Origin of the sequence: Aeromonas sp. QDB62 (assembly GCF_027705695.1) — a bacterium.
Lineage (GTDB): Bacteria > Pseudomonadota > Gammaproteobacteria > Enterobacterales > Aeromonadaceae > Aeromonas > Aeromonas allosaccharophila.
Genome location: NZ_JAPDCD010000019.1, coordinates 34,803 through 49,375, shown reverse-complemented (window position 1 = coordinate 49,375; position 14,573 = coordinate 34,803). Strand labels below are relative to the sequence as shown.

11 protein-coding genes are annotated in these 14,573 nt (G+C 61.6%); 6 read left to right on the top strand and 5 right to left on the bottom strand.

Features of this window, described 5'->3' with window-relative positions; genetic code table 11:
- Positions 1-197: 197 nt before the first annotated feature.
- Together ycaO and OKC27_RS11205 are read right to left on the bottom strand one after the other, a co-directional pair.
- Positions 198-1,958, bottom strand: coding sequence for a 30S ribosomal protein S12 methylthiotransferase accessory factor YcaO (gene ycaO, locus OKC27_RS11210; RefSeq protein WP_182939492.1), 1,761 nt, complete (start codon positions 1,956-1,958; stop codon positions 198-200).
- 193 nt (positions 1,959-2,151) lie between these two features.
- Positions 2,152-3,585 carry a glycoside hydrolase family 1 protein gene (locus OKC27_RS11205; protein WP_270806247.1) on the bottom strand — a complete coding sequence of 478 codons (1,434 nt, stop codon included), beginning with the start codon at positions 3,583-3,585 and terminating at the stop codon, positions 2,152-2,154.
- A 167-nt stretch (positions 3,586-3,752) separates the two neighbouring features.
- Between OKC27_RS11205 and OKC27_RS11200 the strand changes: the two genes are divergently transcribed.
- Positions 3,753-4,616 carry a LysR family transcriptional regulator gene (locus OKC27_RS11200; RefSeq protein WP_182969147.1) on the top strand — a complete coding sequence of 288 codons (864 nt, stop codon included), beginning with the start codon at positions 3,753-3,755 and terminating at the stop codon, positions 4,614-4,616.
- A gap of 36 nt (positions 4,617-4,652) precedes the next feature.
- Here OKC27_RS11200 and OKC27_RS11195 read toward each other — a convergent pair whose 3' ends face one another.
- Both OKC27_RS11195 and metE read right to left on the bottom strand, forming a co-directional pair.
- A complete protein-coding gene (locus OKC27_RS11195; RefSeq protein ID WP_182939489.1) occupies positions 4,653-5,402 on the bottom strand; it encodes a substrate-binding periplasmic protein in 750 nt (249 codons plus the stop codon).
- Between the two features lie 174 nt (positions 5,403-5,576).
- Complete coding sequence (gene metE, locus OKC27_RS11190; protein WP_182939488.1) at positions 5,577-7,841, bottom strand: 5-methyltetrahydropteroyltriglutamate--homocysteine S-methyltransferase; 2,265 nt, start codon at positions 7,839-7,841, stop codon at positions 5,577-5,579.
- A 301-nt stretch (positions 7,842-8,142) separates the two neighbouring features.
- Between metE and OKC27_RS11185 the strand changes: the two genes are divergently transcribed.
- Both OKC27_RS11185 and OKC27_RS11180 read left to right on the top strand, forming a co-directional pair.
- Complete coding sequence (locus OKC27_RS11185) at positions 8,143-9,066, top strand: LysR substrate-binding domain-containing protein (RefSeq protein ID WP_182939487.1); 924 nt, start codon at positions 8,143-8,145, stop codon at positions 9,064-9,066.
- Between the two features lie 83 nt (positions 9,067-9,149).
- Positions 9,150-10,052: a LysR family transcriptional regulator gene (locus OKC27_RS11180; protein ID WP_139405969.1), complete on the top strand. Its 903-nt coding sequence runs from the start codon at positions 9,150-9,152 to the stop codon at positions 10,050-10,052.
- 63 nt (positions 10,053-10,115) lie between these two features.
- On the opposite strand, the gene OKC27_RS11175 is transcribed toward OKC27_RS11180, so the two are convergent.
- Positions 10,116-11,006, bottom strand: coding sequence for a LysR family transcriptional regulator (locus tag OKC27_RS11175; protein WP_182939486.1), 891 nt, complete (start codon positions 11,004-11,006; stop codon positions 10,116-10,118).
- 101 nt (positions 11,007-11,107) lie between these two features.
- Here OKC27_RS11175 and OKC27_RS11170 point away from each other — a divergent pair, with 101 nt between their 5' ends.
- The 3 genes from OKC27_RS11170 (at position 11,108) to OKC27_RS11160 (ending at position 14,536) form a co-directional block, all read left to right on the top strand.
- A complete protein-coding gene (locus OKC27_RS11170; protein ID WP_182939485.1) occupies positions 11,108-11,746 on the top strand; it encodes an NAD(P)-dependent oxidoreductase in 639 nt (212 codons plus the stop codon).
- A gap of 443 nt (positions 11,747-12,189) precedes the next feature.
- The gene (locus tag OKC27_RS11165; protein WP_182939484.1) at positions 12,190-13,233 is read left to right on the top strand and encodes an isopenicillin N synthase family dioxygenase; all 1,044 of its coding nucleotides are present in this window, start codon (positions 12,190-12,192) and stop codon (positions 13,231-13,233) included.
- 139 nt (positions 13,234-13,372) lie between these two features.
- Positions 13,373-14,536: a trans-sulfuration enzyme family protein gene (locus tag OKC27_RS11160; protein WP_182939483.1), complete on the top strand. Its 1,164-nt coding sequence runs from the start codon at positions 13,373-13,375 to the stop codon at positions 14,534-14,536.
- Positions 14,537-14,573 lie beyond the last annotated feature (37 nt).

Here is a 14,573-nt window from a genome sequence, read left to right as displayed (position 1 = left end):
TTTTAAAGAATTTATTGGCATGCACGTAAAGCAGGTATTGGCAAGATATCTTTGCAGTCCGGTTGCACATCCCCTGCCCTGTCATCAACCCCATTAGGGGTATTTTTTGTTTTTTATTTCATCTTTGAATAACAAACCCGTGCCTTGCCGCACGATAAACAGAAGGGGCCACACGGCCCCTTCCTTTACAGCAACGATCACGCCCAGTGATGGGCTCGCTTGGCTTTTTGCAGCTTCTCGTAGGCAGCCAGCAGCTTCTGGTGCAGCGGGAACTGGGAGAGCGACAAGTCGGCCGCCTCCAGCCCGTGGAAGCGCGCTTCGCCACTGGCGTTGGCCCATGCCTGGACCAGGGTATCTTCGCCATACATGCGGGTAAAGACGGCACGATACTGCTCCGGATCCCGCTCCTCGTCGAGGAACAACTCGACGCAGGCGCGCAGGGCGCGGTAGTAGCTGGCTCGCTCGGCAGTGAACACCGACTGGTTGAACTCCATGGTCCAGTCGATGAGATCCATCGCCGTCTCCAGCTCACCGGCGGCCAGCGCCAGCATGGCTTTCAGCTCGCCAACGCGCAGAGTGTGCAGTGCGGTGCCCTTAGCGGCGGCGATACCCAACAGCTCGCGGACACGAGTGCGCTCGTCGTGCCCCTCTTCATCCAGTTGATCAAACAACGCCATGTACTGTTCAGCATCCCACTCTAGTGATGGCAGCGCCAGGATCACTTCGCGCAGGTTGGCGCCCATGTTGTTGTTGGCCAGCAGCAGATCTTCGGCCGGATAGATGTCGGACATACCCGGCACCAGAATGCGGCAGGCGTAGACCCCCAGATGCTCGTAGTCGGCGATATAGACCGGCTGCTCCAGCTCGTGGAAGATGCCGATCAGGTGATCAAACTCCTCCTGCGAGGTGCCACGAAAATCCCAGTCGGCAAACTCGAAGTCCGCATCCTGCTTGAACAGATCCCAGCTGATAAGGCCGGAGGAGTCGATGAAGTGGGTCTCGAGGTTGTGGTGATCCGCCACCTGCTCGTTGTCGAATGATGGCGGCACGAACACATCGAGATCCTTGAGGCCACGGCCCTGCAGCAGCTCGGTGACGGTACGCTCGAAGGCCACTTCGAAGCGCGGATGGGCACCGAAGGAGGCAAAGCAGGTGCCGTTGCTCGGGTTGAGCAGCACCACGCAGATAACCGGATAGCGGCCACCCAGGGAGGCATCGAAGCTGTAAATGGGGAAGCCTTCGGCTTCCAGCGCGGCGATGGAGGCGGCAATCCCCGGATAACGGGCAATCACCTCGTCCGGGATCAGCGGCAGGCTCAGGGCCTCGGCGATGATCTTGTTCTTCACGTGGCGCTCGAACACTTCGGAGAGTGCCTGGGTGCGCGCTTCGGTGCGGGTGTTACCGGCACTCATGCCGTTGGAGACATAGAGGTTGCCGATGATGTTCATCGGGATATAGACCGTCTGGTGATCGGATTGGCGCTCGAACGGCAGCGCGACGATACCGCGTTCCTCGTTGTTTGACTGCAGATCCACCAGCATGTCGGCGGTCACTTCACCGTCCGGGTTGTAGAACTTGCGGGTGAAGCTGTCGAGCAGACCGGCCGGGAACTGATCACCCTCGATGGGGAACCACTTCTCGTTCGGGTAGTGAACGAAATCGCCATTGGCAACCTGCTCGCCCAGATAGAAGTCGGCGAAGAAGTAGTTGGTGGAGAGACGCTCGAAATATTCGCCGAGGGCGGAGGCGAGGGCCGCCTTCTTGCTGGCACCCTTGCCGTTGGTGAAGCAGAGGGCGCACTCCTTGTCCCGAATATGCACCGACCAGACGTTCGGCACGGGGTTGAGCCAGGAGGCCTCTTCGATATCAAAGCCCAGGGCTTGCAGCTTGGTCTGGAAGCGTTCGATGGAGTCTTCCAGCGCCGCGTCCTTGCCGGGAATAAACGTGTGGTCAGTCATCACAATATCCTGATTTTTATTGGCTCATGTTCGGCCGCAGATAATAGCAGGGGTCGGCGGCTTTGGCAGGACAAAAATCAGCAAACAGGGATGAGTCGCACGGTGAGAAACCGGCTTGTCCCCTCTCCCCCGCCACAAACAGAGCGGGCCCGGGGGTTACCCGGGCCCGCTGGTTACGCGACGCGAGAAACCGTCAGAGCTGCTTGCCCTGGCTGGCGATCACCTGGCTGTACCAGTGGAAGCTCGCTTTCTTGATCCGGCGAAGGGAGCCCCCCTGCTCGTCACGCTCCACATAGACGAAGCCGTAACGCTTCTGATAGCCATTGAGCCAGCTCAGGATGTCGGTGAACGACCAGGCGCAGTAGCCGAGCAGCTCGACGCCATCCTGCATCGCCTCCTGGCACGCCTTGACGTGGCTGCGCAGATAATCGATGCGGTACTCATCGTTCACCTTGTCGCCCGCCTCCAGCTTGTCGAACTCGCCGAGGCCGTTCTCGGTGATCATCAGCGGCAGACCATAGCGGGAAGAGAGGCGACGCAGGGCGATACACATCCCGGTCGGATCGATGGCCCAGTCCCAGTTGCTAGTCTCAAGGTGCGGGTTGGGCGCCGTCTTGTAAAGACCCGGAATGCCGCTCGATGGCGTGGTGCCCTTCTTGCCGGTGGTGTTGATGCGCTGCAGGGTCTGACCACCCAAGGGGTTATCTGTGTAGGTCAGGGTGTAGTAGTAGTTGACGCCGATGTAGTCGGGCGTGCCCTCGCGCAACAACTCCAAATCGCCGGGCAGGATCTCCGGCGCCTCACCGTTTTCCCGCAAGTAAGCGAGCGCCGCCTGCGGATAGCGGCCAAAGCAGTAGGCATCCAGCCACCAGAGGTTGTTGAACTCCTCGGCATTCTCGTAAGCCAGCATATCTTTCGGGTCGCACGACGCCGGATAGGCAGGGGAGTAGGCAAAGCTCGGGCCAATCAAGCCATTTGGCACATGCTGGCGAAACGCCTTGATAGCACGGGCATTGGCCAGAAATGCGATATGGTTGGCGGCGAAGAAGCGCTTGCGGTCCTGCACTGCGGGCGGATGGGTGCCGAGCTGATAGGCGTTGGTCAGGTTGTAGTTCTGCTCGTTGAGCGACACCCAGTATTTCACCTTGCCCGCAAAGCGCTGATAGAGGGTCACGCAGTAGCGCTCGAAATCGGCGATGATCCGTCGATCTTCCCAGCCGCCGTATTCATCTTGCAGCGCTTGCGGCAGATCCCAGTGATAGAGGGTCAGCACCGGCTCGATCTTATGGGCCAGCAGGGTGTCTATCAGCTTCTCGTAGAAGGCCAGACCCGCCTCGTTCATCTCCCCCCGACCGGTGGGGTAGATGCGCGGCCAGCTCACCGAGAAACGGTAGGCCTTGAGCCCCATCTCGGCCATCAGCGCCACGTCCTCTTCCATGCGGTGGTAGTGATCTACCGCCACATCGCCGTTGCTCCCTTCAAAGGTCTTGCCCGGCAGCTTGGTGAAGAGATCCCACACCGAGGGCCCCTTGCCATCGGCATTCCAGCCCCCCTCCACCTGATAGGCAGCGGAGGCGGCGCCCCACAGAAAATCGCTCGGGAAGTCGTTGAACTTGTGGTGATGCATCTGGTGTTGCTCCTTCTGCGCTGATGGTGTCAGCCATCTCTGATAACTCGGCGCTCCTGTATGGGAGCGCCCGAAATGAATTGGCATCAGCATCCAACACTTCTAAAATTCCGTCCAATGACAAATATGACCACTCAACATTCCCGACAGGAATGAAAGGAGCCCTGATGGAGCTACGGGATCTGAAAGCCTTCGTCACTCTGGGGGAGGTATTGCACTTTGGCCAGGCGGCGGTGCGCCAGCATGTTACCCAGTCGGCCCTGAGCAAACAGATCAGGCGGCTGGAGGAGGAGCTGGGCGGCGAGCTGTTCGAGCGCAACGCCAGCACCACCCGCCTCACCGGACTGGGCAGGGCGCTGTATGAGGATGCCCGCGCCGTGGTCGTCCAGAGCGAGCAGCTCTCGCGCACCGCCCGCGACGTGCTGGCGGGCAATGTCGGCACCCTGCGCATCGGCTTTGGCGTGGCCACCAAGATCCTGGTGCCCGCCGCCATCGCCCGCTTTCGTGCCGAGCGACCGCAGGTGACCATCGAGCTCAACGATCTCTCCACCCACCACCAGCTACTGGCGCTCAGTGAAGGCAAGCTGGATCTCGGCTTTTGCCGCCTGCCCGCCCCCAAGGGGTGGCACGCCCTGCCGGTGGTCGAAGCCCACTTTGTCGCCGTGCTGCCCGCCAGCTACCGCGATGTGAGGGAATTGGCCGATCTGGTGGACAAGCCGCTGGCGATCCTGCGCCGGGACAAGGCGCCATCGTTTTACGATCACCTGATGAACTATCTGGCCCAGAGCGGGCTGCGTTTTCAGGGTATCCAGTACGTCAACGACTTCGCCGCCGGTGTTGCCACCGCAGCCGCCGAGATCGCCTGGACTCTGGTCCCCTCCTCCACCACCATAGAGCATCCGGATGTGCTCACCCTTCCTCTGAGAGATGGTGAAGCCTGCTGGACTATCGGGCTTATTCGTCCGCCCCACAGCAAGGGGCCCTTGATCGATGCCTTCTGGGCAACCATCGCCGATATGACGCCGAGATAGACACGCAGTGGAAAAACAGCAGATGGCAACAGCGCATCAACGATAGCGCGCTTCGATACGAGCCAACTCGCCACTTTGCCGCAACTGTTGCAGTACCCGGCTGAATTCATTCACCCGGGTATTAAAGCGGGAATGGTTGCCAATGCAGAGGTTGAACGGGGTCGAGGCGAGCCGCAGTGGCACCTCGACCACCAGCCCGGACAACCCCAGCTGGTTGAGTTTGAAGCGTGCCACCAGCGGATCGGTCACCATCAGATCGCCCCGACCCGCCGCCAGCATTTTGAAGACGTTATCGACGTTGATGGTGTGATGAACGGTGAAGCCGGCCAGATTCTCCTTGCCCCAGCCGTTGCCCAGATAGTCGAGAAAGGTGAACGTCTTGAGGTCGCCCAAGCCTCTGGCTTGCTGAAATTCCGCCATCCGGGGGTGACCAAGCTGAGTAAATATCGTCATGATCGTCGATGTGACTGGCTCAGCCACCATCAGGGTATAAGTGCGCCGCTCCAGTGTGGCGACAGTCACGAAGCCATCTGCCTGCGCCATCAGCACCATTTTTTGCGCCCGTTGCCACGGATAGCCTTCGTGGCGTATCCGCAGCCCCATCTGCGCCGCCACCCGATCCATCACGTCGATCATCAGCCCGCGCATCTTGCCCTGTTCGTCACGCCACGAATATGGGGCGAAGTCGTCAAAGTAGGCCATTTTCAACTCGCTAGCGGGCGCTGCCAGGGCACTCTGCCACATCAGCAATCCCCACAAGATTGCGCTCCCCAGACTGACTCTCATGGCCGCGACTCCATCCACCTCTGTCCACTCTGAGCCTAGTGCAAAGCAGGCTGCGGCAAGGTTCAGGATCCAGTGTAAAAAGTAGCCAGCAAAAAGAGAGGGGAAGCAGTGGCTTCCCCTCTCTCGTTAGCTTGTCAGCACACCACCTTATCGATGGCGGTCACAGCCTTCTGGTTACGCCAGCTCGGCGCGCAGCGCCTTGGTGGCATTGACCATCACCTTGAGCGCGGCCTCCGTCTCTTCCCAGCCGCGGGTCTTGAGGCCGCAATCCGGGTTGACCCACAGCCGCTCGGCCGGGATCTGTTTGGCCGCCTTGCGCAGCAACCCCTCAATCCAGCTCTGGCTCGGCACGTTCGGCGAGTGGATGTCGTAGACGCCCGGGCCGATTTCATTGGGGTAATTGAAGCGCTCGAACGCTTCGAGCAGCTGCATCTGACTACGGCTGGTCTCGATGGTGATCACGTCCGCATCCAGCGCCGCCACCGCCTCGATGATGAGGTTGAAGTCGCTGTAGCACATGTGGGTGTGGATCTGGGTGCTGTCCGCCACCGGGCTTGCGCTCAGACGGAAGGCGCGCACCGCCCAGTCGAGATAGGCCTGATGATCCTGTTTGCGCAGGGGCAAGCCTTCGCGGATCGCCGGCTCGTCGATCTGGATGATTTTGATGCCCGCTGCTTCCAGATCCGCCACCTCGTCGCGAATGGCCAGCCCGATTTGCAGGGCGGACTGCTCGCGGCTCACGTCTTCGCGCGGGAAGGACCAGCAGAGGATGGTCACAGGGCCCGTCAGCATCCCCTTGACCGGCTTGTCGGTCAGGCTCTGGGCAAACTGGGTCCACGCCAGCGTCATGGGGGTCGGGCGGTCGATATCGCGGGTGATCACCGGCGGCTTGACGCAGCGGGAGCCATAGCTCTGTACCCAACCGAAGCGGGTGATGGCAAAGCCGTCCAGCAGCTCACCGAAATACTCCACCATGTCGTTGCGCTCGGCCTCGCCGTGTACCAGCACGTCCAGCCCGATGGCCTCCTGACGCTTGATGGCATCGCGGATCTCCGCCTGAATGCCCGCCTCGTAGGCGCTGTCGTCGATGCGACCGGCGCGCCAATCCTGACGCAATACCCGGATCTGCGAGGTCTGCGGGAAGGACCCGATGGTGGTGGTGGGCAGCAGCGGCAGTTTGAGATCCGAGCGCTGCAGCTCGGCCCTGACCGGATAGGGGCTATGGCGATCAAAATCGCTGTTGGTCAGGCTGGCCAGACGGGATTGCACCGCACGCTTGTGGACCCGGCTGTCGGACTCCCGATCGACGATGGGCTGGCTGTAGGCGGTGATCTTGTCGAGCTCGCCGCCATCCAGATACTCTCTGAGCAGCCCCAGCTCGAAGCATTTTTGCAGGGCGAAGGCGAACCAGCTGCGGGTCTGGGGATCCAGCTCCTGCTCCAGGGTCAAATCCACCGGACTGTGCAGCAGGGAGCAGGAGGAGGCCACCCAGAGCCGCTCGCCGAGTCTGGCTTTCAGCGCCTTCAGGGTCGGCGCCAGCTTGGCCAGATTGGCGCGCCAGACGTTGCGACCATTGATCACCCCGGCGGAGATGACCCACTGGGCGGGCAGATGCGGCACCAGCGTCTCCAGCTGCTCGGGGGCGGCCACCAGATCCAGATGCAGGCCATCCACTTTCAGGCTGGTGATGATGTCGCGCTGATGAGCCACCGAGCCGAAATAGGTGGTGAGCAGCAGCTTGCAGGGGCCCACGAGGCGCTCGTAGGCATTGAGGTAGGCCAGACGCCACTCGTCCGGCAAGTCCAGCGTCAGCGCCGGTTCGTCGATCTGCACCCACTCCACCCCTTGCGCGGCCAGTTTCGCCAGGATCTCCTGATAGACAATCAGCAGGCGATCGAGCAGTTCAAGGCGAGAGAAGCCGCTCTCTTTCTCCTTGCCAAGCCACAGGTAGGAGATTGGCCCCAACAGCACCGCCTTGACCGGCAGCCCCAGCGCCTTGGCCTCTTCAACCTCGTCAAACAGCTGGCTCCAGCCCAGCTTGAAGCGCTGGTCACGGCTAAATTCCGGCACCAGATAGTGATAGTTGGTGTTGAACCATTTGGTCATCTCGGCTGCAGCCGCCGCCGGGCCGGTCGGCGCACGACCACGGGCCACCCGGAACAGGGTGTCGAGATCGGTCTCGCCATGACGGTGACGGGCAGGCACCGCATCCACCAGCAGGCTGGTACCGAGCACTTGGTCATACCAGGCAAAATCCCCCACCGGCAGCAGATTGACCCCAGCGCCGTGCTGGGCCTGCCAGTGGCGTTCACGCAGCGTCTTGCCCACGGCAACGAGTTCGGCCTGAGTGGTCTCGCCACGCCAGTAGGATTCGAGGGCAAATTTCAGCTCGCGCTTGGCGCCGATACGGGGGAAGCCCAGGGTGTGTGCGCGTGTCATAGGTTCATGTCCTTATGCTCATTCATCTGATGGGAAACTGGATGATTTAGCCATCCAGATGTTTACACATCCAAAATGACAAGATAAGGTGACGCTGGCTATTGAATCCTCTTCAACTGGCTCTCAAAGAATCCTCAACTGACCGCAAGTAAGGTTCATCGCGAGGATACAGAGGCCCGTTTTTACAAGAGTTAAGAAGCGCAGGAGTAAGAAGGCAGGATAAAGAGGTGCAGGAGGCTAAAGGTCAGGCCGCGCCGACAGCAACATCAGCGCCATACGCAATCTCACAAGGAGCCATCTTATGGCAGTGCCAAGCAATTCAGGGATAGAGATCAAACACTTGAAAACATTGACCGCGCTGGCCGATCAGGGCTCGCTGGCCGGTGCGGCGCTGACCCTCAACCTCACCCAGTCCGCCCTCTCCCACCAGCTCAAAGAGCTGGAGACCCGCCTCAATCTGGAGCTCTACCTGCGCAAAAGCCGCCCGCTGGTGCTGACCGCGGCAGGCAGCCAGCTGCTCGCCCTCGCCCGTCAGGTGTTGCCCGCCCTGGCCCAGACCGAGAAGCAACTGCAGGCCCTGCAGAGCGGCGATGCGGGCAGGCTGCATCTGGCACTCGATTGCCACAGCTGCATCCAGTGGCTGCTACCACTGTTGCCGGAATTTCGCCGCCAGTGGCCGGGAGTGGATCTGGAGGTGGAATCGGTGCCGGGCTTTGATGCCATCAATGCCCTGCTAGGCGGCCAGCTCGACCTGCTGCTCACCTCCGACGTGCAGGCCCGCGGCGATCTCCATTTCGAGCCGCTGTTTGCCTTCGATCTCACTCTGGTGATGGCGCCGGATCACCCCCTCTGCCACCAGAGCCGCATCGAGCCGGGCGATCTGGGGGCGGAGGTGCTGCTGGTCTATCCGGTGGAGCGCAGCCGCATGGATATCTTCAGCCGCTTTTTGCAGCCCGCCGGGGTGGAGCCCGCCCGCTGCAAGCCGGTGGACAACACCTCTGTTATGTTGCAGATGGCCGCCGCCGGGCTCGGGGTCGCCGCCCTGCCGCGCTGGGCCAGCGACGAGTTTGTCAGACAGGGGATGCTCTGCGCCCGCCCCCTCGGCAGCGGTATTCGTCGCCATATGTACGGCGCGGTGCGGGCCGCCGACCGGGATCAAGCCTGCCTGCAGAGCCTGTTCGCACGCATTCGCGGCAAGATGGGGGATGGTTGGAGCGCGGAATAAATCACAGCAGTGGCAGGCAATGCTGGCCTGACAAGGGGCAGATCAGTATCCTGATACTTTAATTTTGCTTAACGGTAGCCGCCATGTCTCAAGTCGATCTCAATCTCTTTCGCGTCCTTGATGCCGTGATCCGCTATGGCGGCGTCACCACGGCGGCCGAGATGATGGAGATGACCCCCTCCGCCATCAGTCAGGCCATCAGCCGTCTGACTGCGCTGGTGGGCGAGCCGCTGTTTGTGCGGCAGGGGCGCGGCATTACCCCCACGGCGCGGGCGCTGAGCCTGCACCACGAGATCATGGTGCCGCTGCACGACATGGAGCGCAGCCTGCAACGCACCGATCTCTTTGACCCCCATACTAGCCGACGCACCTTCCGCATCGCGGGGGTGCCCGATATCGACATCTTCTTCCTGCCCGAACTCAACCACCTGCTGCAGACCCAGGCACCCAACTGCCAGCTGGAGTGGAATACCCAGGTGCAGGACGAAGCCCTGCGCCAGAACAGCCTCTATCTGCACAGCGTGGATCTGGTGCTGGCGACCAAGCCGATGGCAGAGCAGGGGATCGAAAATGAGCAGATCATGTCGCAAGCCCTGCGCATCGCCTGCCGCAAGGATCACCCGAGGATCCGCCAGGCCCCCGACATGACCGCCTTCTTCAACGAAAAACATGTGGTGTTGCAGGCCAGACGGCTCGACAACCTGCTGCTCAACACCCTGACCAAGGCGCCGCTGCCCCCGCGCCAGATCGCCTACGAAAGCGACTCCCTGCTCACGGCCCTTCATCTGGTGAGTCGTACCGACTGGCTCTGCGTCGCCAGCCAGTGGCACATGGAGATGCTGGGTCATACTCTGGACCTGGCCAGCTACCCCCTCCCCTGGCTCTCGGAGGATTGCCCGGTCTACATGAGCTGGCACAAGAGTTCCAATCAGGATGCCGGGCTCAACTGGCTCAAGCAGCAGGTGAGAACCGTCTGCTCGATTTAAGCCGACTTAACGGTGAGCAACAGCCAGCACGGATCCTCGTCCTGACGGCGGCCCAACTGGCCTTCAGACTGACAGCGTCGTGCCGAAATAGCTGCGCAGCGCCTCCACCACCCGCCGCACCTTCTCCGGGATCTCCCGCTGCGGCGTGATGGCGTGGATCTCCATCGGTGCCACCCGAAAACCGGGCAGCAGTTCGAGCAGACGCCCCTGCGCCAGATCCTCACTGATTTCGCCTTCCGGCTGCAGCGAAATCCCCTGCCCCGCCAGCGCAAACTGGCGCAGGGGCAACACGTTGTTGCAGAGCACCTTGGGCTTGAATCTCACCCTGTGTTCCCCCCCTTTTTCATCCAGCAGCAGCAAGCCGCTGCCCAGCATCTCGCCACAGAGCCAGTCGTGGGTCGCCAGATCGGTGGGGGTGCGAGGCGTTCCCTTGCGCGCCAGATAGGCGGGCGCGGCGCACAGCAGCATCCGGGTCTGGCCCAGCTTGCGAGCCACCAGGGTCGAGTCAGGCAAACTGCCAACCCGCAGCGCCACATCGATCCGCTCGGCAATCAGATCCCGTTTCTCGTCATCTGCGATGATCTGGATGGTGAGGCCGGGGTGGGCCTGCAACAGCGGCGAGAGCGCCAGTGCCAGCGGCTGGCCCGCCATGCCCACCGGCGCGGTGATCCGCACTTCACCGAGCAGAGTATCGCGCACCTCCGAGAGGCGCAGCTCGGTCTCGCTCAGGGTCTGCTGCAACGCCCGGCACCCTTGCCACACCACCTCCCCCGCCTCGGTCAGACTGAGCCGTCGGGTAGAGCGATGGAGCAGGGTCAGCCCGAGCAGGTTCTCCAGCTGGCTGATATGCTGACTGACAGCAGAGGGGGTCATGCCGAGAGATTTGGCCGCCCCGGTCATGCTGCCCGCCTCCACTACGGCGGCGAAGATGGCGTAACGTCTGAGCTGTTCCATTATTAAATTCAGCTTATAAGTGAATGCATTTTTGCGGTGATTATTAAATCACATCCGGGGGCGTAGGATAGCCCCATTCCAACAGTGAAGGAGAGTTTCTCATGAAGATTGCCCTGATCGGTGCCAGCGGTTTTGTCGGTTCAGCCATCCTGAACGAGGCCGTCAGCCGCGGCCATCACGTCACCGCCATCGTTCGCGATGTCAGCAAGGTGGCCGCCCATCCGCAGGTCACTGCCGTGGCGGTGGATGCCCAAAACCCTCAGGCGCTGGCCGAGGTGCTCAAGGGGCACGATCGGGTGATCAGCGCCTACAACCCGGGTTGGAGTGCGCCGGATATCTACGACCAGTACCTCAAAGGGGCCAGCGCCATTGTCGAGGCGACCAAAGCCATCAATGGCTGGCTGCTGGTGGTCGGTGGAGCTGGCAGTCTGGAGGTCGCTCCCGGCGTACAACTGGTGGATACCCCGGAATTCCCGACCGAATGGCAACAGGGGGCCCTGGCCGCCCGTGACGGTCTCACCGCCCTGCGCCGTGAAACCGCCCTCGACTGGCGCTTTGTCTCTCCCCCGGTGTTCCTGGAACCCGGCGAGAAGCGCGGCGGCTATCGCATGGGGGGTGATCAGGTGCTGTTCAGTGGTGAACAACCTGCCAGGATCACGGTTGGCGATCTGGCCGATGGCGTGCTGAACGAGGCGGAAAAACCGGCTCACCTGCGCCAGCGCTTTACCCTGGGTTACTGAAAACCACGGGTGATTCAGGCCAGATATTCGCGGTCACTCCCCCGTTACTCCGGTCAGGTGAAAAACCGCTAAACCACAAGGGAGGCATCAGCCTCCCTTCTGCTTTGGGCATTTTCTGTTTTGGTCATTTTGCCGCTGGCAGCTTGCCTCTGGTTGCCCCTCCTCCGCTCATCATTCCACTTTCCCCCTCAACGGCTGCGCAATAAACAGCCACCCCATCAAGTGCCGAATTCCATTTCGAATTTTGTATATAACTAAGAATAATTTGTTGTTTCCGTCTTATAACACCGAACAGTAGCATCACCCTCATTCCAGATGGCGCCATACAGCAAGCACATACCGCCGTGCTGTCGTGCCACCCGTTTGCCGCTCATCAGGCCTGCCAACAGCGGAGGCCATGCAAGAGATGGCGCCAGAGATAACGAAAGAGTGAGGAGGTGTACATGGAACAGTCATCACTGCCGATCATCGATCTGGCTGCCCTCAAGGGGGCACCCGACCTGCGTCGCACTATGCTGGCCAAGTTGGCTGCGGCCGCCCGCGACGTCGGCTTTTTCTATCTGACAGGACACGGTCTGAGCGAGACCGAACAACGGGAAACCCTGGCGCTGGCAGAGCGTTTCTTTGCTCTGCCGGAGCAGGAGAAGCTGGCGGTGCAGATGGTCAATAGCCCCCACTTTCGCGGCTACAACCGGGTCGGCGCCGAGCTGACCCGCCAGCGACCGGATCTGCGGGAGCAGTTCGATATCATGAACGAGGCGCAGGCCCTGCCTTCGGCTCAGATCCGTGAACCCTGGCAGCGGCTGATCGGCCCCAACCAGTGGCCGACCGCCTTGCCCGAGATGAAAGCCCATCTGCTGGCGTGGCAAGATCGGCTGAGCGACATCACCCTCACCCTGCTGGCCGCTTTTGCCGAGGTGCTGGAGCAACCGGCCCAAGTGTTTGACGACAGCGTCCGCGTCGCCCCCTACCAGCACATGAAGCTGATTCACTACCCGGGGCAAGATGCGGGCGGCAGCAGTCAGGGGGTCGGCGCCCACAAGGATCCCGGCTACCTGACGCTGGTGATGCAGGACAATCACTCGGGGCTTGAGGTCGAGACGGCCGACGGCTGGATATCCGCGCCCCCCCTGCCAGGAGCGCTGGTGGTCAATATCGGCGAGCTGCTGGAACTGGCCTCCAACGGCTATCTCAAGGCGACCCTGCATCGGGTGGTGAGCCCGCCGCCCGGGGTTTCGCGCCTCTCCTGCGCCTTCTTTATGGCGGCGCGGCTCGATGCCACCGTGCCGCTGCTCACCCTCTCCCCCGCGCTGGCAGCACAGGCGCAAGGGCCGGAGAGTGACCCGGCCAACCAGCTCTTCTATCAGGTAGGGGAGAACGTGCTTAAAGGACGGCTGCGCTCCCACCCGGATGTGGCGGCGCGTCACTATGGGCCAGTGGAATCCGCTCGCCTCCCGCGCACTGAAAGCGAAGCGATACCGGCCTAAGCAGCGCAGAGATCCGCAGGCGGGTATATGCATAAGCCACAAGCCGCATGCACATACCCGCGTTGACAACAAACAACAAGCAACGAACTACAAAACACAACCAGTCATGGCCAGAGCGTGGCCAGAACGGAGTAATACGATGAAATTCAAGACCATGAGTGTGCACAGCGGCCAGCGGATCGATCCCCAGACCGGCGCCCTCACCACCCCGCTCTATCAGAGCAGCACCTTCAGCTACTTCAACGCTCAGGCGGGCAAGGAGCGTTTCGCCGGTCAGGCACCGGGCTTTATCTACAGCCGCTTTGGCAACCCCACTACCGCCGAGCTGGAGCAGAAACTGGCAGCCCTCGAAGGAGCCGATGAAGCGTTGGTAGTCGCGAGCGGCATGGCGGCAGTGAGCGCCATCATGTATGCGCTGGCCGACAGCGGCGATGAGGTGGCCTATATCGGCCCGCTCTATGGCGGCACCGATGCGTTTCTCAAGCAAACCTTCAGCCGCGCCGGTATCAAGGTCACCGCCTACGAGAGCGATCAGGATCTGCTGGCCAACATCCGTCCCGCCACCAAGGTGGTACTGTTCGAAACCCTGACCAACCCCACCCTCAAGGTGGTGGATCCACGGGTGGTGGTAGAGGCGGCCCGCAAGGTGGGTGCAATCACAGTGTGTGACAACACCTTCCTTACCCCCTACCTGCTGCGCCCGCTGGAGCTGGGCATCGACATCGTCATGCACAGCGGCACCAAGTATCTGGGCGGCCACGGCGACATTATCGCCGGGGTGGTAGCGGGCTCCCACGCCCTGATGAAGTCCATCCGCACCGTGGCCCTCAAGCATATCGGCTCCCCCATCGGCCCGCAGGAGGCCTACCTGCTGCAGCGCGGGGTCAAGACCCTGCCCCTGCGGATGGATGCCCATCTGCACAATGCGCAGAAGGTGGCCGAGTTTCTGGCGGCCCATCCGGCGGTGAAGAAGGTGATCTACCCGGGGCTTACCAGCCATCCGGGCCACGATGCCCTCGGCGCCTTCGCCAGCGGCTTTGGTGGCATGGTGAGCATTGAACTTGAAGGAGGGTTTGCACGCTGCGCCACCCTGCTCGACAACCTGCAACTGTTCGTGCAGGCGGTGAGCCTGGGCGATCTCGAGAGTCTTGCCTGCCATCCGGCCAGTACCACTCACGCCGCCATGGACGAGGCAAGTCGCCTCGCTGCCGGGGTCAATGACGACCTCATCCGCTTCAGTATCGGAGTGGAAGATGCGGACGACCTGATCGCCGATCTGGCAGCCGCGCTGGCGCAGATCTAACCGAGAGCTCGTTTCTCACTCCCGCCACATAGCTGCG